Here is a 17,730-nt window from a genome sequence, read left to right on the forward strand (position 1 = left end):
GAAGCGGAATAAGTAGGCGTTTGTGCTTGTAGCCTTTGAAGATAAAAAGAGTCCATGCCAGCGGGGCCGATTGGAATGACAGGAGCAAGGCGAGTCGCCAAAGGGCTATTTCAATTATTTGGGGTGCTGACGTGGCGGGTGGATATTCCAGGTAGCTAAGTCTTAGCATCAGAGCGGAGACGACTATTACGATTGACTGGCTGCTATAGAGCAGCTGTCTCCAAAGTGCTGCGCGCACTGCTTCAGATGTTTTGTACATCATTGATGACCTCGATAGGTGGGTCATCAGGTGAGCATGATTTCTTGGATATGCAACCCACTCAAGGGTGATGTTTTGATGCCGTGACCTGATTTTTTCTGTGTTCATATTGAACTTAGAATGAAGAGGAGTTGATTGCGCGATTTTAGCGGCGATCACAAAGCCGGGTGGTGCTGATGCCAGAGTGGTCTAGACAGTGCTGAGGTTGAGCAATATCTGCTTGGTGTTTCAATGCATTTACGCGCATGCCGCAACGACTGAAGTCACTTTGGCCGTCGTATTTTAGGTAATTGGCCTACGGCCGATGAGAGCCAGAAAGCATTCGGGCGTGCAATTGATCGTGGTAGTGATGACTTTCAGGGGCATCAGTCGCTCAACTGAAGCCGAGTCCCCCGGGTTGCATATTCCAAAAGCCGTGTTTGTGTGGAAGCACAACACAGCTTGAGGTGTATCACATGAGTGTTTTTAGCCCTGATATCGAAAACCGTTTAACTGCTCTTACCGCTTCCTTTATGGTGCGAAAAGCTGATGCGCTTGAGGCCATTTCAAGGCTCACAGCCTTAGATTTACAATTTGTAGACCCCGCCCAGCGTAATCGACTGTTGCGACTGCAGTCAGCTCTGTTGGCTTACCTGAAAAGTCCGGCGGATGCTTTGCAGCGTACTCGCTTCCTCTCTTGCTTGCGGGCTTGTGAGGCCGGGGCACAAATGGCTGAAAAGCAGATTATCGCCAACCAGCCAAGCTGGCGGTCATCAGAAACGTTTGCTGTAGAGCCTGTAGACTCTCCCGCTCACTCAGGTAGGGCATCCAGGCAGCGCTACACACGCAGGCACTCTGTGCATCGTCCGATTCCCGTATTCATTGCGAGCAGTAACACTCCTTCGGAAGAATTTGATTTTGGCCCAGCACTTACGGGTCATATTGATGAGGGTTGGGATTGTGTGCTGCCCGTTGCGCTCGGTCAGATGTCTGCATTGTCGAATACGGATTACCCCAATTGGAAGGATGAGCCATTCACATATAAAAGCGATCCAGCGCAAGGGGTGCTCGACGCAATGGTTGGCATCCTAACCGTCGATAGCGCGCCATATTTAGGCATGTTTGATTCGGACAACGATCCAGCTATGGCTTTGGGTACGGGTCTTGGCTTAGACGACACTTCGTTCTCAGGCGACCTGTGACTTATCAAGTTGTGAAGTTCCACACGAGCAAGGGGCTAGGGGATTGTTGTTACGAAGTAGCGTTCAACGGTGATGAACGTTGTTTACAAAAGCTAGAAGTTCATTCTACGGTCGATTTTGGCAGCGATGCGCTCGATTACGTTGAACTTTTCGGCATCTGGTATTTCCTGATGAGCATTGAGATTGCAGGGCAGGGACGCAGCGCAAAAAACCTCAAGCTAATCGTTTCCCGCGGGGCGATTAAGCGTCTTCTGCGCGAGAGCAGCTCAAAAGCACACCTTTTTTCATTCACCAATGCTCTGCGTACTCAGTTTTTCGGCTTGAACGATATTGAGGTAGATAAGACTTCCGCGTGGGCAGCAAACGTCTGCACTTCTGCATGCGTGCGCTGGGATGGTTTGCCTCCAGACTATCCCGAGATAGAAAATCCTGTTTTAGGTCATGTGCGTGTCACGCACCACGCCGTTGAACGCTACTACGAGGCAACTAATCGTGAGGGGCGCGCGGATCAGGTTTTTCAACGTGTTTGCAGAATTCTGCGTGAGGCTGATCAAGAGGCCCTGCTACCGGCGCATGTTGTCCAGCATAAGAGCCGAACCTATGCACATGCGAACGATGCTACTCGATATCTCAATACTCAATCAGGCTGGCAAGGGGTCATCCTTTTCCCAGCCAACGAGAAGCCTCTGCTGGCGACTGTTTATCAGCGAAGTGGCTGAGTATGTGGGGGAACCAGTATCCGGATAGACCGTGAGCGAGAGTTCGAGCGGGCGCGGAGTCTGCACTAATCTTCACGATAATACATGTTATGTCTGAGCTAGTGGTTGGAGGTGCTAATCACGCCTGCTGTAGTTTGCATAATGTTCGTCGCGACTTACGCAAGACCACCAGTTGGACCTCTACTGTCTTGGCGTTGTGAGCCCGTGAGATGGTTAAGTCAGGCACAAAAGCTGGTCAGTAACCATTGCAGTTGGCAAATCGAAGAGCCTTTTGTACTTGGCCCTACTGGGGCACGCTATTCTACTCAGATGGGCCCAAGAGCTGTCTGGAAGCGTGTGGGGCGCTAATAGCTGACTTTATAACTTGGCGAGTCTTCCGGTCGAGATTGCCGTCGATCGTAAAGGCGAGTAGTACTGATATTTGCGTGACCTAGCCACTGCTGGACTTTGGCGATATCTGCCTGGTTCTCTAGTGCGTTCGTAGCTGCTGTTGCTCTCAAACCATGGACGCCGAGCCCTTCTACATGAATCCCGGCAGCTTTGGCACAGTTACCTACGATTGAGTAAATGCCATCAGCGCTAAGCCCCGCACCTGTCAGACGCCCTCGAAGTGGCAGGAACAGCGGTGAGCTTTCCTTTAAGTGATGCCCAGCCATTTCTAGGTAGCTATGAATTCGCTCAAGCGCAGCCGGGTGCATCGGTAGGTAACGAATCTTGCTGCCCTTGCCGTGCACCCGTAAATGTTTAATACCGCGTCGCTCTTGAATGTCTTCGACTCTCAAACGCGCGACTTCTTCCCGGCGTAGTCCGTGGTAAAGAAACACAGCCAGGATTGCTCGGTCTCGCAGGCCCTTTACCGTGTTGCTTGGTGGTGCTTCGAGTAGCGCTTTGGCCTGGTGATCACCGAGGGCTGGAGTCTTGCCTTCATTGCTTTCTATTTTTGGCCGTTTAACTCCGCTTACAGGGTTGCCACCAATTAACGAATTGCGCTCTAGGAGGTAGTCGAACAGACTCGCCAATGCCGCAAGTTTGCGTCGCAATGTGGCCCCAGCCAAAGCTCGTTTTTCTAGCTGACTACGCCAGGCGAGCACGTGTGCTCGAGTGACGTCATCAAACTGCTCGGGGCGCTCAATCCCGATAAAACTGCAGAAATCATTTACATCTGACCGGTAAGCACGTCGTGTTTGCGGGTTGTCGAGATTGGCAAACCACTCGGCCACAGCCGGAACGTCGGACAGTTGCTTGAACTCTGTCGCAGTCAGGCGGATGTCACCCTGTCCGTTATGGACGGATAGATTTTTCATCGTGAGCGCCTTCATTTATAGGGCTAAGAACTGACGTTGTGGGTCCGCAACGGACAGCCAAACGGGTCCAGTCGATTAGTCTTGATAACGTGTTTTATCAAGACATATCGCCATACTGGTGTGCCTAAGCATTCAGGCACGCACGACTATGTGAGCACGTGCTTACGGGTATGCAAGTCTGGAGAGGGAGGTTTGGGTATGTTTCGGGTGAGATGGGTCGTGAGCTCGGTCTAGCGAAGAGCTATTTCCGATGGCTCAAGGAAGTGCGCGGAGTTCCAGTGGTTCGAGATACTGAAACCTGGTCGGAGTTTCACATATAAGCCGATTGCCGGCCGCAATAATACGGCCGACAATCGTTGGATCATATTACTTACTATTGCGGCCCTTTGGGCGCAGCATGCGATCGACCTTGAAAGCTGCTTTTGCCTGTTTGTTCAGCTCTTCAACGTTGTTAAAGAGCTCCTCAAGAATGGCCGTGGTCTCAGAATTTTTAATGAAGTGTTTTTCCGGGTTGTAGTAGTCCTGCAGTGAATGGAGCCTCCGGAAGCTCTGTGGCCACTTGCCATTCGAGGTAGGTAGATTTGAGCCGACGACCCAGGATAGATTTGGTGTTTTAACCTTAAGGTCACCATTGTTAAGCGCCAGGAGGATACTTGGACATAGACCAGCTTTGAGCGTGACGACATCAACCATGGTTTTCATTTCTGATTTGATTTTATTCAGCTCAAGCTTTGCTGCTCGGCGGGCATTGTCCGCGTTACGTTTTGCTAGGGGGCATTGATCAGCGATGAGATTTTGCATGGGTGTCTCTCCATATATTTAAGTTTTAGCGACGTGCGTCGCCACTTCATAATTCATCAGTGGAGACCCTAAAAGTGGCCAATCTGACCCAGTTTGTGGGTCGGGTTAGGCAATTGTCTCGGCTTGCTACTACCTGCCTCATTGAATCGGGCAACCCCTGTAAGTCCTGTATACCTCCATCCTGCCTCTGGGCTCCGTACCTTGCCTTGCTCAAGCCAAAACTCGTCGACCTAATCATGGGCAGCTAAGGCAGGCACCAAAACCTTATCTGAATGCACAACCATGCTGGCCCGATGCTGCCGTAGAGGTTAAAGTTCGAAGGTTAATCGCAGTTAGTTATCGCCTATTACTTCAATGCATCTGCTGATGCTGAGCCAGCCTCTGAAGCGAGTCGTCGGGGATGGTTGAGGGCGCGCCTGCGTACTTATTTTTTACACCAGCAAGGATTGTCCGTGGCTATCAAGAAATCCGACCTTTACTCCTCCCTCTGGGCTTCGTGCGACGAGTTGCGCGGTGGGATGGATGCCAGCCAGTACAAGGACTATGTCCTGTTCATGCTGTTCATCAAGTACATCTCCGACAAGTACGGCAACTCGGATGACTTCGCGCCGCCGGTGACCATCCCCTTTGGTGCCAGCTTTAAGGACATGGTCGCCCTCAAGGGCAAGCCCTATATCGGTGACAAGATCAACACGCAGATCATTCAGCCGCTGATCGATGCCAATGCCCGGCTTGCCCGCAGTGACTTCCCTGACTTCAACGACCCGAGCAAGCTCGGCGAAGGGAAGGACATGGTGGAACGGCTCAGCAATCTGGTAGCCATTTTCGAGAAGCCCGAGCTGGATTTCTCGAAAAACCGCGCCGACAACGACGACATCCTCGGCGACGCCTACGAATACCTGATGCGCCACTTCGCCAGCGAAAGCGGCAAGAGCAAGGGGCAGTTTTACACCCCGTCCGAGGTCAGCCGCATCATTGCCAAGGTCATCGGCATCCGCCCGGCCAATGCGGTGGCCGCCACCACCGTGTATGACCCGACCTGCGGATCTGGTTCACTGCTGCTGAAGGTGGCCGATCAGGCTGGCAAGCACATCACCCTGGAAGGGCAGGAGATGGACGTGACCACCGCTGGTCTCGCCCGCATGAACATGATTCTGCACGACTTCCCGACCGCCAACATTCTGCAGGGCAACACGCTGTCCAATCCCAAGTTCAAGGACGGAGAGCAGCTACGCACCTACGACTACGTGGTGGCCAATCCGCCGTTTTCGGTTAAAACCTGGAGTGTTGGCCTAACGCCCGCCAATGATCCTTACCAGCGTTTTGCTTGGGGTGAACCACCAGCCAAACAGGGTGATTATGCCTTTCTACTGCACATCATCCGTTCATTGAAGAGCACTGGCAAAGGCGCTTGCATTCTGCCCCACGGCGTGCTGTTTCGTGGCAATGCCGAAGCGGTGATTCGCGAGAAACTGGTGCGTTCCGGTTACCTCAAGGCCATCATCGGCCTGCCGGCCAACCTGTTTTACGGCACCGGTATTCCCGCCTGCATCCTGGTGCTGGACAAGGAAAATGCCAGTGCGCGCAAAGGCATCTTTATGATCGATGCCGCCAAAGGCTTTATCAAAGACGGCCCGAAGAACCGCCTGCGCGATCAGGACGTGCACAAGATCGTCGATGCATTTACCCGCATGGTCGATGTGACGCGTTATGCGCGGATGGTCGGCTTCGACGAGATCAGCGACCCGAAGAACGACTTCAACCTCAACCTGCCGCGCTATATCGACAGTACGGAGGCGGAGGATGTTCAGGACATCCTTGGCCACCTGCGCGGCGGTATTCCCGAGCGCGATATCGATGCCCTGGGGCGCTACTGGCAGGTGATGCCGGAGCTGCGTGCCCCGCTGTTCAAACCCGCCAGCCACGCCGGTTACTTCGAGCTGGTCAACCGTGATGTCAAGCCGGTGATCTTCGGCCACCCGCGGTTCACGGCGTTCAGGGCCGGGGTGGATGCACTGTTCAAGCAGTGGCTGGCCAGCAGCACGCCGCTGCTCAAAGGCTTTGCGGCCGATGCCGCCAGCCGCCACCCCAAGGAGCTGATCTACAAACTCTCGGAAGACCTGCTCAGCGCCTTTGCCGAGGCGCCCTTGCTTGACCATTACGACATCTACCAGCACCTGATGGACTATTGGGCCGAGGCTATGCAGGACGACTGCTACCTGATCAGCGCCGACGGCTGGAAGGCGGGCGCGGCGGTGCGTGAGCTGCACAAGGTGAAGGACAAGAATGGCAAGCTGGTCTGGGCGGAAAAGCACGACTACAGCCAAGGCAAGCGCCGCTTCAAGTCCGATCTGATTCCGGTCGAGCTGGTGGTTGCCCGCTACTTCAGCGCTGAGCGCTCTGCCCTTGCAGAGCTGGAAGCGCAACTGGCCAGCATCGAGCAAAGCCTGAGCGAACTGCTCGAAGAGCACAGCGGCGAAGATGGCTCGCTTAGCGAAGTGGTCGAAGGTGAGGGCGACAAGCAGAAGGTCACCGCCAAAGCCATCAAGGCTCGCCAGCGCGAAATTGATAGCGACCCGGATTATGAGGATGAACTCAAGGTACTGGCCGACTACGCCGAGCTGCTCGACCAGCAAAGCAACCTCAAAGCCAAGCTGAAAAAGGCTGAGGAAGACCTCGACAACAAGATCCACGGCAAATATCCGCAGCTAAGCGAAACCGAGATCAAGACCCTGGTGGTGGACGATAAGTGGCTGGCCGCCTTGGCCATCGCCGTACAGGGTGCATTGAATCGTGTGTCGAAAACCCTGACCGGGCGCATTCGTGAGTTGAGCGAGCGCTATGCCAATCCATTGCCGCAACTCGCTGATGAGGTCGCCACCCTTGCCAGCCGAGTGGACGAGCATCTAAAAAAGATGGGGGCTGTATGGGAGTGACGCCGGGCTACAAGCAGACGGAGGTGGGCCTCATCCCGGAGGAATGGAGAGTTGCCGCAATCGGGGAGATAACTGACATTCGTGTAGGCCGGGACCTGCAAGAAGATAAGTTTTCAACGTTCGGTGATTCAACTTACAGGTTTCCAGTTTACTCAAATACAGTGGCTGGGCTCGGTCTGTATGGCTTCTACTCAACCCCAGAGTACGAGGGCGATAGTTTGACGGTTGTTGGGCGCGGAGTCGGCCTAGGTACCGCTTTCGCTAGAACAGGAGGCTATGGTGCGGTCGGTAGGCTTCTTGTTCTCTTAGTTGGAAGTCGTGTCAATGCTAGGTTTCTTGCAACCTACATAAATGAGAGAGTCAGCATTTTTGTCGAAACTGGTGGCATCCCCCAGCTTACAGGCGTCCAGTTCTCAAAATATCGAGTAGCTCTTCCGTCCCTCCCCGAACAACGCGCCATCGCTACGGCGTTGAGTGATGTGGATACGCTGCTGGATGCGCTGGGGCGGCTAATCGCCAAGAAGCGCGATCTTAAACAGGCCGCCATGCAACAACTCCTCACCGGCCAAACCCGCTTGCCTGGCTTCCAGGGTGAGTGGGTAGTTAAGCTGGTCGGGGATATTGCACACGTAAAAACCGGTAGCCGCAACAATGAGCACAAAGTTGAAGATGGGCTGTATCCGTTCTTTGTGCGCTCAGAGTTTGTTGAACGCATCAACAGCTACTCGCATGACTGCGAGGCCATCCTCGTGCCTGGTGAAGGCAGGATTGGGGACATCTTTCACTACATCAATGGACGGTTCGACGTACATCAGCGTGTTTACGCTATCACCAAGTTCATCCCAGACATCTCTGGCCGGTTCATCCACTTCTATCTTTCCAAGAACTTCGGTGCTTGGGCGATGCAGAACACCGTAAAGGCGACAGTGGACTCGCTCCGGCTTCCGACGTTTCTGACTTTCGAAATGCGATTGCCTCCCACCAAAGCCGAGCAAACCGCCATCGCCACCGTTCTGTCCGATATGGACGCCGAGCTGGTCGCACTGGAACAGCGCCTGGCCAAAACCCGCGCCCTTAAGCAAGGCATGATGCAGGAACTGCTAACCGGAAGGACGCGCTTGGTATGACCGACTTGGGCATGGATGCAAAACAAGCGCAGCAGGCCACCGAACTCTCCAGCACGATCATCAGTGTGTATGACTTGCTCATGGACACGGCGCTGGAAATTCCCCAGTACCAGCGCCCATACAAATGGACCGGCAAGCATATCAACCAGCTGTTCTCCGATATCGTCATCCACAAGGACAAGTCCGCCTATCGGCTGGGAACCATCGTGTTTCACCGGGAGGGCGAGAAAAACAACATCGTCGATGGTCAGCAGCGCACCATCAGCCTGCTGCTGGCGGCCCGTGCATTGATTCAGCGGAGCAAGGAAAAGAAGCTCGAACGCAAAGACCTGCAGGAGCGATTGCTCAAACTTGAGCAGGTAATGGTCAACCCCAGTTTTACCAGCGAGATTTCGCAGAAGAATATCCACAGCAATTACCTTGAGGTGGCCCGCATCGTCTCCCGAGCGGACTTTACCGAGGCGCATATCGACTTCTTCCTGAACAAGTGCCAGGTCGTAGCGGTGGGGCTGACGGATGTGTCCGAGGCCTTCCAGTTCTTCGACTCGCAGAATGCGCGCGGTCGCGATCTTGAGCCTCACGACCTGCTCAAGGCTTATCACTTGCGTGAGTTCAGCCCGCGTGACGAGCCATTGAAGGTGGCCACGGTGGCGCGTTGGGAAAACAGTGATACCAAGGAGCTGGCCACGCTGTTCTCGCAGTACCTGTACCGCATCCGCAATTGGTCAAAAGGGGCGTCGGCACGTTACTTCAGCAAGGACGACAGCGACCTATTCAAGGGTGTGAATATCGATACGGTGGCCAGCTACCCCTATGTGGAGCAGTTGCGGATCGCCCACCATTTTGTCGATAACTACAACGGCCAATATGAGCGCCAGATCGACGCGCGAAAGATGGCTTTTCCCTTCCATTTGGACCAGATCATCATCAATGGCCGCCGCTTTTTTGAGCTGATCAGCCATTATCAGAGCAAGGTGGCGCGGATCAGCGCCGAGTCCTGGAATGGGTATGAGCTGGTGGGGGCCGCAGGCCTGGATGGCTATGCGGAAAAAATCATGGATGTTCTCAACAGCTACCCGGCGAGAACCCGCACGGGCGATTGCTACGTACGGGCAATGTTCGATTGCCTGTTGATCTACTATATCGACAAGTTCGGCCACGCGGAGCTGTCACGGGCCATCGAGAAAATTTTTATCTGGGCCTACAGCCTGCGCCTGCAAATGCAGGTGGTGCAGCTGGCCAGCATGGATAACTACGTGCTGGCGAACAATCTGTTCAGGCTGATCAAGGATGCCACCCGCCCGGCTGATTTTATCAATCATCCGCTTAAATCACTCACCGGCAGCAGTTCGACCAAGACTGGGTCAATCGAGGCGCTGTTTAAGGCGATGAAATACTATGAGTGAGGCCATTACCCAGCTGTCCATCCAACGACTGCTCAGTAGTAATGCCGAGTACGTGATCCCGATGTATCAGCGCAATTACGCCTGGGAAGAGGGTGAGATCACCCAGCTGATTCAGGACGTGATCGACTACCTGCCGAAGCCAGGCGATGCAGCACGTAACTACTACATTGGCAGCCTGGTGGTGTATGAGCGACCGGACAGCAAAACACCGGTCTTCGAGACCATCGATGGTCAGCAGCGGCTGACAACGCTGTCGCTGCTGACGTCCTATCTGAAGAACACCAAGGTCGTCGATCTCGATTGGTATGCAAACCTGAGTATCCATTTCGATAGCCGCGAGCATTCGCGGGCAACCTTTGCGGCCATCTTCGAGGGGCGTTTCAAGGATGACCCTGCCGAGGGGCTGGCTGAAAAGCAGATCAATACCGGCATCCTTAATGGCTATCGGCTGATCCAGAAGGTCTTGCCGCAGAAGCTTAAAGAGAACGGCGTTTCAGCACAGCAGTTTGCGGATTTCCTGTTTCGCTATGTGCAGATCATGCGGGTAAAGGTGCCGGCGGATACGGACCTGAACCATTACTTTGAAATCATGAACAACCGCGGTGAGCAGCTGGAAAAGCACGAGGTGCTCAAGGCGCGGATGATGGAGAAGCTGCAGGGCTGCCAGCAAAGCCAGAACTGCCTGCACAGCGTATGGGAAGCCTGCGCGAATATGGAGCGCTACGTGCAGATGGGCTTCACACCCGGCCAGCGCAGCAGAATTTTTGGTGAGCAGAATTGGGGCCGGTTTGAGCTCGTGAACTTTGATGAGCTGACCGTTGCGCTGCATCGTTCGCAAGAGGTGGACTACAAAGAGGGGGTTAAGTTGTCCCTCACGGACATCATTGCCAGGCCACCGGTTAGTGCGGAAAAAACCGACAACGGTGAAGAAGCGCCTGAGCGGTTTAATACGGTAATTAACTTCCCAAACTTTTTGCTGCATGTGCTCAGGGTTTATACGCAAGCGGACATCCCTCTGGATGACAAGCGACTGCTCGATACCTTTGAAGAACATGTGCTGAGAAAAGCAGACTCGGCTGCGGCGGTGAAGCGTTTTACCTTCAGCCTGCTGCGTTGCAAGTACCTGTTTGACCAGTACGTAATCAAGCGTGAGTTCATCAAGGGCGCGGATGGTTGGAGCCTTAAACGCTTCAAGTGGAGCGACGGCGGCGAGCGCAGCCGTGCTGGTCGTGGCAGCTATGTAAATACCTTCGGGGGGGAGGACGGCAGGGAAGGAATCAATCGCCGCATCTTGATGTTGCTGTCGGCTTTTCATTTGTCCACCCCAACGCTGGTTTACAAGCACTGGCTGAATGCAGCGCTGCATTACCTGTTTCACGTCGAGCAGGTTGAGGCTCAGGCCTACCTGCAGCACATGGAGTCAGTCGCGAAGGCATTTGTCTTCGACCGCTTTCTGGCTGCCGAGGCGGGCTTGGAATACTTCGCGATGATCTACGGGAACAAGGGCGTCTGTCAGACCCGTCGCGAGGACGTAACGGCCGATACGCTGAAGCCGCGCTTGAGCTTCGGCAATATCGAAAACAACCTGGTGTTCAACTTTCTGGATTACCTGTTGTGGCTTGAGCACGGTGCGAGTGAACCGGTGAAATCCTACGAATTAACTTTCCGCAGTTCGGTGGAGCATTACTACCCGCAGCACCCATTACCCGGCCATGCGCCGCTCGATGCCGAACCCCTGAACTCGTTTGGCAACTTGTGCCTGATCAGCCATGACAAGAACTCTCGCCTCAGCAACTTCATGCCCTCGGCGAAGAAAGAATTTTATCAGAACAACAGCATCGACAGCGTTAAGCAGCACCTGATGATGAAAACTGAGCCTTGGGATGCCCATGCTATAAACGCGCATTACCAGCAAATGATGGACGTGCTGCTGAAGAGCCTCACCAGCAAACACGAGACCGAGTAAACCCAGCAGGATGCATCTGATGACCCAACAACCTCGCTCCGAACGCCGCACGCAGAACCGTGTTGTGGCCCTGTTTACGGACAAAACACGGCCTGACTGCCTCGACTACGACTACCTGGGCGAGTGGAGCAAGCGCGGGCAAAATCGCAACATTGAAGCGGAGCTGCTGCAGGCCAACCTGAAGCAGCGCGGCTATTCCGATGCGCACATTTCGGCGGCGCTGCAACGCTTGATGGCGGCGGCGGATGCCACGGGCATCACGCTGTACCAGGCCAATCTGCGGACCTATCAGTTGCTGCGTTACGGTGTGCCGGTTCAGGTAGCCGTTGGCCAGGCCCATGAGACGGTGCATCTGGTAGATTGGGAGCACCCCGAGCGTAATGATTTTGCCATCGCCGAGGAAGTGACCCTGCGCGGGGGCCACGAGCGCCGCCCTGACTTGGTGATTTACCTGAATGGTATCGCCGTTGGCGTGATTGAGCTTAAACGCAGTTCGGTGGACGTGGGGGATGGCATCAACCAGCTGATCACCAACCAGGAGGAAATCTTCAACCTGGGGTTCTTCAGTACGGTGCAATTGGTTTTTGCCGGCAGCGACTCGCAGGGCTTGCGCTATGGCACCGCCACCACTCGCGCCGAGTTCTTTGTTGAGTGGAAGGCTACGGCGGTAAACCCCGAGCCCGATGAGCTGAATATCCAGCGTGAGATCCCGGCGAACTATCACTTGTTGCCTGGGGCAGAGCTTGGGCAATCAGGTTATTTGCTGGATAACCCGTTGGCTCAGATGTGTGAGAAGTCGCGTCTGCTGGATTTGATCCGCAATTTCATAATCTTCGATGCGGGTATCAAGAAAGTGCCGCGCGCTCACCAATACGCCGCAGTGAAGGCTGCGCAGGAGCGTGTACGCATTAAAGAGGGCGGGGTGATTTGGCATACCCAAGGCAGTGGTAAGAGTATCCTGATGGTGTTGATCGCCAAATGGTTGCTGGAGCATGACCCGGATGCACGCATTCTGGTAATCACGGATCGCGACGAGCTGGACAAGCAAATCTCCGGGGTGATGCGCAATGCTGGTGTCATCGGCAGTGACTCACCTTCGCCGCGCATCACGTCTCGCGCTGACCTCGTGCAAAAGTTGTCCGCTACTACGCCGCGTTTGCTGTGCGCGTTGCTGCATAAATTTGAGCCTGATCTGAGCGTGCCGCCTCCACCCATGCGCGGTAGCTTTTACGTGTTCGTGGATGAATGCCACCGTACCCAGGGTGGTGACATGAACCGGCAAATGAAGCAGTGGCTGGCTAATGCCTTGTTCATCGGCTTTACCGGTACACCCTTGCTGCGTAAAGACAAACAGACCACGCGCGATGTATTCGGCACCTATATACACACCTACAAATTCCACGAGGCTGTAGCGGACAAGGTAGTGTTGGACCTGAAGTATGAGGCGCGTGATGTGCCTGCACGTTTGACTTCGCGTGAGGCCATCGACGCCTGGTTTGAGCGGGCAACCAGAGCATTGAACAACTATCAGAAGTCGATCTTGCGCAAGCGTTGGGCAACCATGGAAGCTCTGATGAGCGCCCAGGAACGCAAGCAGCGCATCATCGCCAGCATCATCGAGGACTTCAGCCTTAAGCCACGGCTGAACAATGATCGAGGTACGGCCATTCTGGTGGCGGCTAGCATTTACGATGCCTGCCATTATTTCCGCCTGTTTGATGGGACTATGTTCGGCCAGTACTGCGGCATCGTTACGTCTTATGAGCCGAACCACAATGCGATCTCCCGTGAGCCGGCGAAAAGCGATGAGCGTTACAAGTTCGATACCTACACGCAGTATGTACTGAAGCAAGGCGAGAGCACTACGGCTTATGAAGAAGAGACCAAACGTCGCTTTATCGAGGAGCCTGCCAACCTGAAGCTGCTCATCGTGGTGAGTAAGCTACTAACCGGTTTCGACGCGCCCAGCTGCTCATATATCTACCTGGATAACGAGCTGCGTGACCACAACTTGTTCCAGGCCATTTGCCGCACCAACCGACTCGACGGTGATGACAAGGACTTTGGTTATATCGTCGACTTCAAAGAGCTGTTCGGCAACGTGCAGGATGCCATTTCTGTTTACACCTCCGACGAGTTGGATATCGATACGGGTGGCGGTGGTAGCAATAACGTTGAACTGAAGAACTGGCTGGTTGAGGGCAAGAAGCAACTGGACGCAGCTCGTGAGGCATTGAGTTATCTATGTGCGCCAGTGGCACCGCCGCGCGAGGTTGAGCAGTTTATTCATTACTTCTGTGGCATGGCTGCTGATGCCAATGGCCTGGACGAGACTGAAGCGCTGCGGATTTCCTTCTACAAAGCCGTAGCTTCATTCGTGCGTGCGTTTGCTGATTTGGCACAGCACCTGACCGAGGCGGGTTACTCGGAGGCTGAAGCGGGCAGGCTGCAAACTGAAGTGCAGTTTTATGCCGACTTGCGTGAAGCGATCAAAAAACACGCGGGTGAAGAGTTGGATATCAAGCCGTTCGAGGCGGACATGCGGCACCTGCTCAATACCTATATCCAGGCAGATCCCGCTGACCCTTTAAGTACAGTCGATAACTTCTCGCTGGTTGAGTTGATCATCCAGACGGGCGTTCACGATGCTATCGCCAAGAAACTCAACGCCAAGGGACAGCTCTCTAAGGATGCAATTGCCGAAGGCATCATCAATAACGTTCGCAAGACCATCATCCGCGAACAGTTGACTGACCCAAGGTTCTACGAGGGGATGTCGCGCTTGCTGGAGGATTTGATCAAGCAGAGCCGTGATGATGCAGCAGCATACGAGGAGTTTCTGCGCAAGGCTGAGGTGTTGGTTAGGCTGCTGGGGCATAAGGGGCCAGGTAATTCACCGGCGGCACTTAACGGTCATCGCGGGGCCACTGTGTTGTTCAATAACCTCGATAACATTGATGCGAGCACTTTTCAGTGTCCGCAAGACGAGGATGAGAAGGTGAGGCTGGCCCTGGATCTTGATCTGGCGATGCGCGGCTCGGCGCCTGCATCTTGGCGAGGGGATACCGCGCGGGAGGCGCAAGTTCTTAATGCTTTGTACCCTCTAATGGGCCGTGACCGGGTAGCGACCCAAGCGATATTCGAGATCATCAAGAACCAATCGGGCTATTGATGAACGAGATTATTGAGCTGGGCGAAATTTCTATTTTGGTGACCCGTAAGGACATCAAGAATGTCCACCTGAGTGTGCATCCGCCTGAGGGGCGAGTGACGCTAGTTGCTCCAACAAGCACACGGCTTGAGGTTGCGCGGGCGTACGCGATTTCGAAACTGGGCTGGATTCGTGATCAGCAGAGTAAATTGGACGCGCAGGCTCGAGAGGCCCCGCGTCAATTTGTGGAAAGAGAAAGCCACTACATCTGGGGACGACGCTACCTCATGGCGGTGAACTACCAAGATGCTAAGCCTGCGGTAATGCTCGACCACAAACGCATCACCTTAACGGTGCGCCCCGGTAGCGATGCACTAAAGCGCGCTGAGGTTGTGCATGAATGGCACAAGCAGCAGCTGCATGCGGTGGTGCCTGTGCTGATCAAGAAATGGGAACGCAAACTTCAGGTTGAGGTGTCGGGCTATTACCTGCAGCGAATGAAAACTAAGTGGGGGAGCTGTAACCACAAGGTCGGCAACATTCGCTTGAATACCGAATTGGTGAAGAAGCCGAAAGATCTACTTGAGTACGTGGTCGTTCACGAGATGGTGCACTTGCTTGAGCCTACCCATAACGAGCGCTTTATATCTATCCTCACCGAGCATTACCCAACCTGGCGCGAGGCGCGTGCTGAACTGAATGAGTTGCCGCTGACGGCGGAGGTTTGGAGAGCCTAAGGGCTGGTAGGTTTAGTTGTCCCCATCGATTGGTAAATCAACACCTTTAATTCGAGATTCAACGGGCGAAGAGCGCGAACCTAGTCCTATAATTCTTACAGTGTTTCTAGGTCAAGTTGGCTGCACGCGTGAGGAGAGATAACTACGTCCGCAACGGACATTGCACTGATCAGGTCTGGGCTGTTTCTGCCGGGAACATCAACGATTACAACCTGGTTTTGGCGGCTTAAAACCTTCAGAGTATCGACAAGGTTTCCTCGTCGCTGTACGGCAGGAACAAGTGTTGTGTGTTGTTTTGCTGCCGTACTTAGCCCCAATAAAGCGCAGGATCCCCGCGGGTCCGCATCAACGAGCACCACCTTGTTCATCCGAATTGCAAAGGCTACGGCTAGGTTGGTTGCGGGCGTCGTTTTGCCCACGCCGCCTTTGTTGTTACCAATGACGATGATCACGCACTGATCTCCTATGAGCTGTGATGTGTGAAGTCATAGTCATCGTGCCAGGTTTTTTGAAAATGCAACGGTTGCCATGGCGACTAAAGAATTTTGGAGTCGGCACGGCTTACCCAGTTGCCCTGGAGCCTCGGCTCCCAATCGCGAGCTTTCCCTAGCCGCAAAAATATTACTCGTAGGGTCAGCCAGTACCGATATCGAGTTTCTTGTGATGAATTTTTGAGGTGGACATCGAGAAACCAGTGAACGTGTTTCCACCTCCACCGTGTTGGATGGTCACGTTTCCAGCGTTCGTTAATAGCTTCTTGAATGTTGGTGGCCTGCACGATGTGGCGTTTTTTTGTGTTATCAGACCCGCTTAGCACGCCACCAAGAAAATTTTTCATGCACACAGCCATTAGGTTTTCTTCCCTAAATATGCATTGGTGACTTCCAACCGCTCATGCCCAAGTTCTCGACTGACGATCTGGCGTGCCTCTCGATTGCACGACTTCGGTAGAATGGATGATTCATCGTCCGATACGCACACGGGAGCGGGAATCCCAGTTAATGTTTGATACCGGCTGCAGGCATAAGCTGCGCGCAGGTCATGAAAACGCTGAAGACCATGAGCTTTGAGGATATTGCGTGAGGCATTAACTGTGCCCCTCAAAAATTCAACGTAACTTTCGGTAGGAGACAGTAGGTTTCGACTACCTGGCGGGGAGGCACTAATGGCGAACTCTATTGCTAAAAGTACCATGTCCGTTGCGGGTATCCAGCGAGGTGCAAATGCACCAGAGCGTCCACCTTTGCAGCCGTCTTGGATGTTGATCTCCCCAAGCCTCAAGGCCTCACGCTTCAGACGGGGTAGGTCCGCAAGGATAGTCTCTCTCAACCGCATACCTGTAGTCCTTGTAAGCATGATTATCGCGGCAACGCGTTGAAAATTGGTCTTGATCAGTTCTTCTATCAATGGGTCGAGCTGTTCGAAAACCATTCCTTGAGGGGCCATGGTTCGAATGTGACAGCGCTTTTCTCCTAAAACCTTTCCGATCTTGGAAATATAGACCTTTGTATCGCCACGAAGAATTTTCATGACCACATTTACGCTGGAAATTCTATTTGTTGCAGTGCTGACGGAGATGTCACCGTTTTCTAGCAAGCCGCGAACATGGGCAGCGTACGCAAAGAAAACCTCTTGGTTGATAAGACGAGCATCTGCAATTTGATGCGATGACAACAGCCAGTCGCAGAACAGCCGGCAACGCTCGCTATGTGCCTGTACTGTCGCGAAATGTCCTTGGCCGAAATGCGTACGGAGGCCATTGGTGAATGCGAAATACAACTTCCGGCCGAAGCCGTAGTTTCTGCTGTCACGTGAACTGTGATTTTTTGACATGGATGCTCCTTACCTACTTAAAGGCGAATATTAAGGAAAGTGGATGTTCAGGTAGAGCAGAAACAGTCAGCCAACTCCCGCCGGGGATGTTTAGTGTTAACGCGATGTGCGCACTGGCTGATGAGAGAAACTGCGGAGCGCGGAGATGCGCCCATTTGCAATGCATGGCCCTGAAAGCCCTAACGAACGGGCGGCGGGAAGGCTGGCTGAGTGACAAAAACAACCGCAAAGCTTTTTAGGTCTGCATAGCTGCAGGTCTACGGGTCAGGTAGAGGTCCATTGGGGACGCAGCGTATGTATTGGCACCATC

The 17,730-nt window shown here is 53.8% G+C and carries 12 protein-coding genes; 8 read left to right on the forward strand and 4 right to left on the reverse strand.

What is annotated here, in order from left to right:
- Nucleotides 1–714: 714 nt before the first annotated feature.
- Entirely contained in the window at nucleotides 715–1,440 is a 726-nt protein-coding gene (locus PSES9_RS0112750) for a hypothetical protein (RefSeq protein ID WP_010487486.1), read from the forward strand.
- Entirely contained in the window at nucleotides 1,437–2,159 is a 723-nt protein-coding gene (locus PSES9_RS0112755) for a hypothetical protein (protein ID WP_010487487.1), read from the forward strand. Before PSES9_RS0112750 ends, PSES9_RS0112755 begins: the two co-directional genes overlap by 4 nt.
- A gap of 344 nt (nucleotides 2,160–2,503) precedes the next feature.
- Here the strand turns inward: PSES9_RS0112755 and PSES9_RS0112760 are convergent, their stop codons facing one another.
- Together PSES9_RS0112760 and PSES9_RS0112765 are read right to left on the reverse strand one after the other, a co-directional pair.
- Nucleotides 2,504–3,463 (reverse strand): tyrosine-type recombinase/integrase, encoded by a 960-nt coding sequence (locus tag PSES9_RS0112760; RefSeq protein ID WP_010487489.1) that lies wholly within the window; start codon nucleotides 3,461–3,463, stop codon nucleotides 2,504–2,506.
- Between the two features lie 366 nt (nucleotides 3,464–3,829).
- On the reverse strand, nucleotides 3,830–4,264 hold the full coding sequence (locus tag PSES9_RS0112765) for a hypothetical protein (RefSeq protein WP_010487491.1): 435 nt from the start codon (nucleotides 4,262–4,264) through the stop codon (nucleotides 3,830–3,832).
- Between the two features lie 452 nt (nucleotides 4,265–4,716).
- Between PSES9_RS0112765 and PSES9_RS0112770 the strand changes: the two genes are divergently transcribed.
- From PSES9_RS0112770 to PSES9_RS0112795, 6 genes are read left to right on the forward strand one after another with little or no spacing between them, the layout of a single operon-like run.
- Nucleotides 4,717–7,200, forward strand: a complete 2,484-nt coding sequence (locus PSES9_RS0112770) for an HsdM family class I SAM-dependent methyltransferase (RefSeq protein WP_029529539.1) — start codon at nucleotides 4,717–4,719, stop codon at nucleotides 7,198–7,200.
- Entirely contained in the window at nucleotides 7,191–8,327 is a 1,137-nt protein-coding gene (locus PSES9_RS23505) for a restriction endonuclease subunit S (protein ID WP_010487494.1), read from the forward strand. Before PSES9_RS0112770 ends, PSES9_RS23505 begins: the two co-directional genes overlap by 10 nt.
- Entirely contained in the window at nucleotides 8,324–9,733 is a 1,410-nt protein-coding gene (locus tag PSES9_RS0112780; protein WP_010487496.1) for a DUF262 domain-containing protein, read from the forward strand. Before PSES9_RS23505 ends, PSES9_RS0112780 begins: the two co-directional genes overlap by 4 nt.
- Entirely contained in the window at nucleotides 9,726–11,699 is a 1,974-nt protein-coding gene (locus PSES9_RS0112785) for a GmrSD restriction endonuclease domain-containing protein (RefSeq protein WP_010487498.1), read from the forward strand. Before PSES9_RS0112780 ends, PSES9_RS0112785 begins: the two co-directional genes overlap by 8 nt.
- Before the next feature lie 19 nt (nucleotides 11,700–11,718).
- Entirely contained in the window at nucleotides 11,719–14,871 is a 3,153-nt protein-coding gene (locus PSES9_RS0112790) for a type I restriction endonuclease subunit R (protein ID WP_010487501.1), read from the forward strand.
- Complete coding sequence (locus PSES9_RS0112795) at nucleotides 14,871–15,587, forward strand: M48 family metallopeptidase (RefSeq protein ID WP_010487503.1); 717 nt, start codon at nucleotides 14,871–14,873, stop codon at nucleotides 15,585–15,587. Before PSES9_RS0112790 ends, PSES9_RS0112795 begins: the two co-directional genes overlap by 1 nt.
- A 95-nt stretch (nucleotides 15,588–15,682) precedes the next feature.
- On the opposite strand, the gene PSES9_RS23510 is transcribed toward PSES9_RS0112795, so the two are convergent.
- Together PSES9_RS23510 and PSES9_RS0112805 are read right to left on the reverse strand one after the other, a co-directional pair.
- Nucleotides 15,683–16,039 carry an AAA family ATPase gene (locus tag PSES9_RS23510; protein WP_010487504.1) on the reverse strand — a complete coding sequence of 119 codons (357 nt, stop codon included), beginning with the start codon at nucleotides 16,037–16,039 and terminating at the stop codon, nucleotides 15,683–15,685.
- Nucleotides 16,040–16,436: 397 nt separating this feature from the next.
- Nucleotides 16,437–17,420, reverse strand: a complete 984-nt coding sequence (locus tag PSES9_RS0112805) for an integrase domain-containing protein (RefSeq protein WP_010487506.1) — start codon at nucleotides 17,418–17,420, stop codon at nucleotides 16,437–16,439.
- Nucleotides 17,421–17,730 lie beyond the last annotated feature (310 nt).

Source organism: Pseudomonas sp. S9, from assembly GCF_000222125.1.
GTDB classification, from domain to species: domain Bacteria; phylum Pseudomonadota; class Gammaproteobacteria; order Pseudomonadales; family Pseudomonadaceae; genus Aquipseudomonas; species Aquipseudomonas segetis.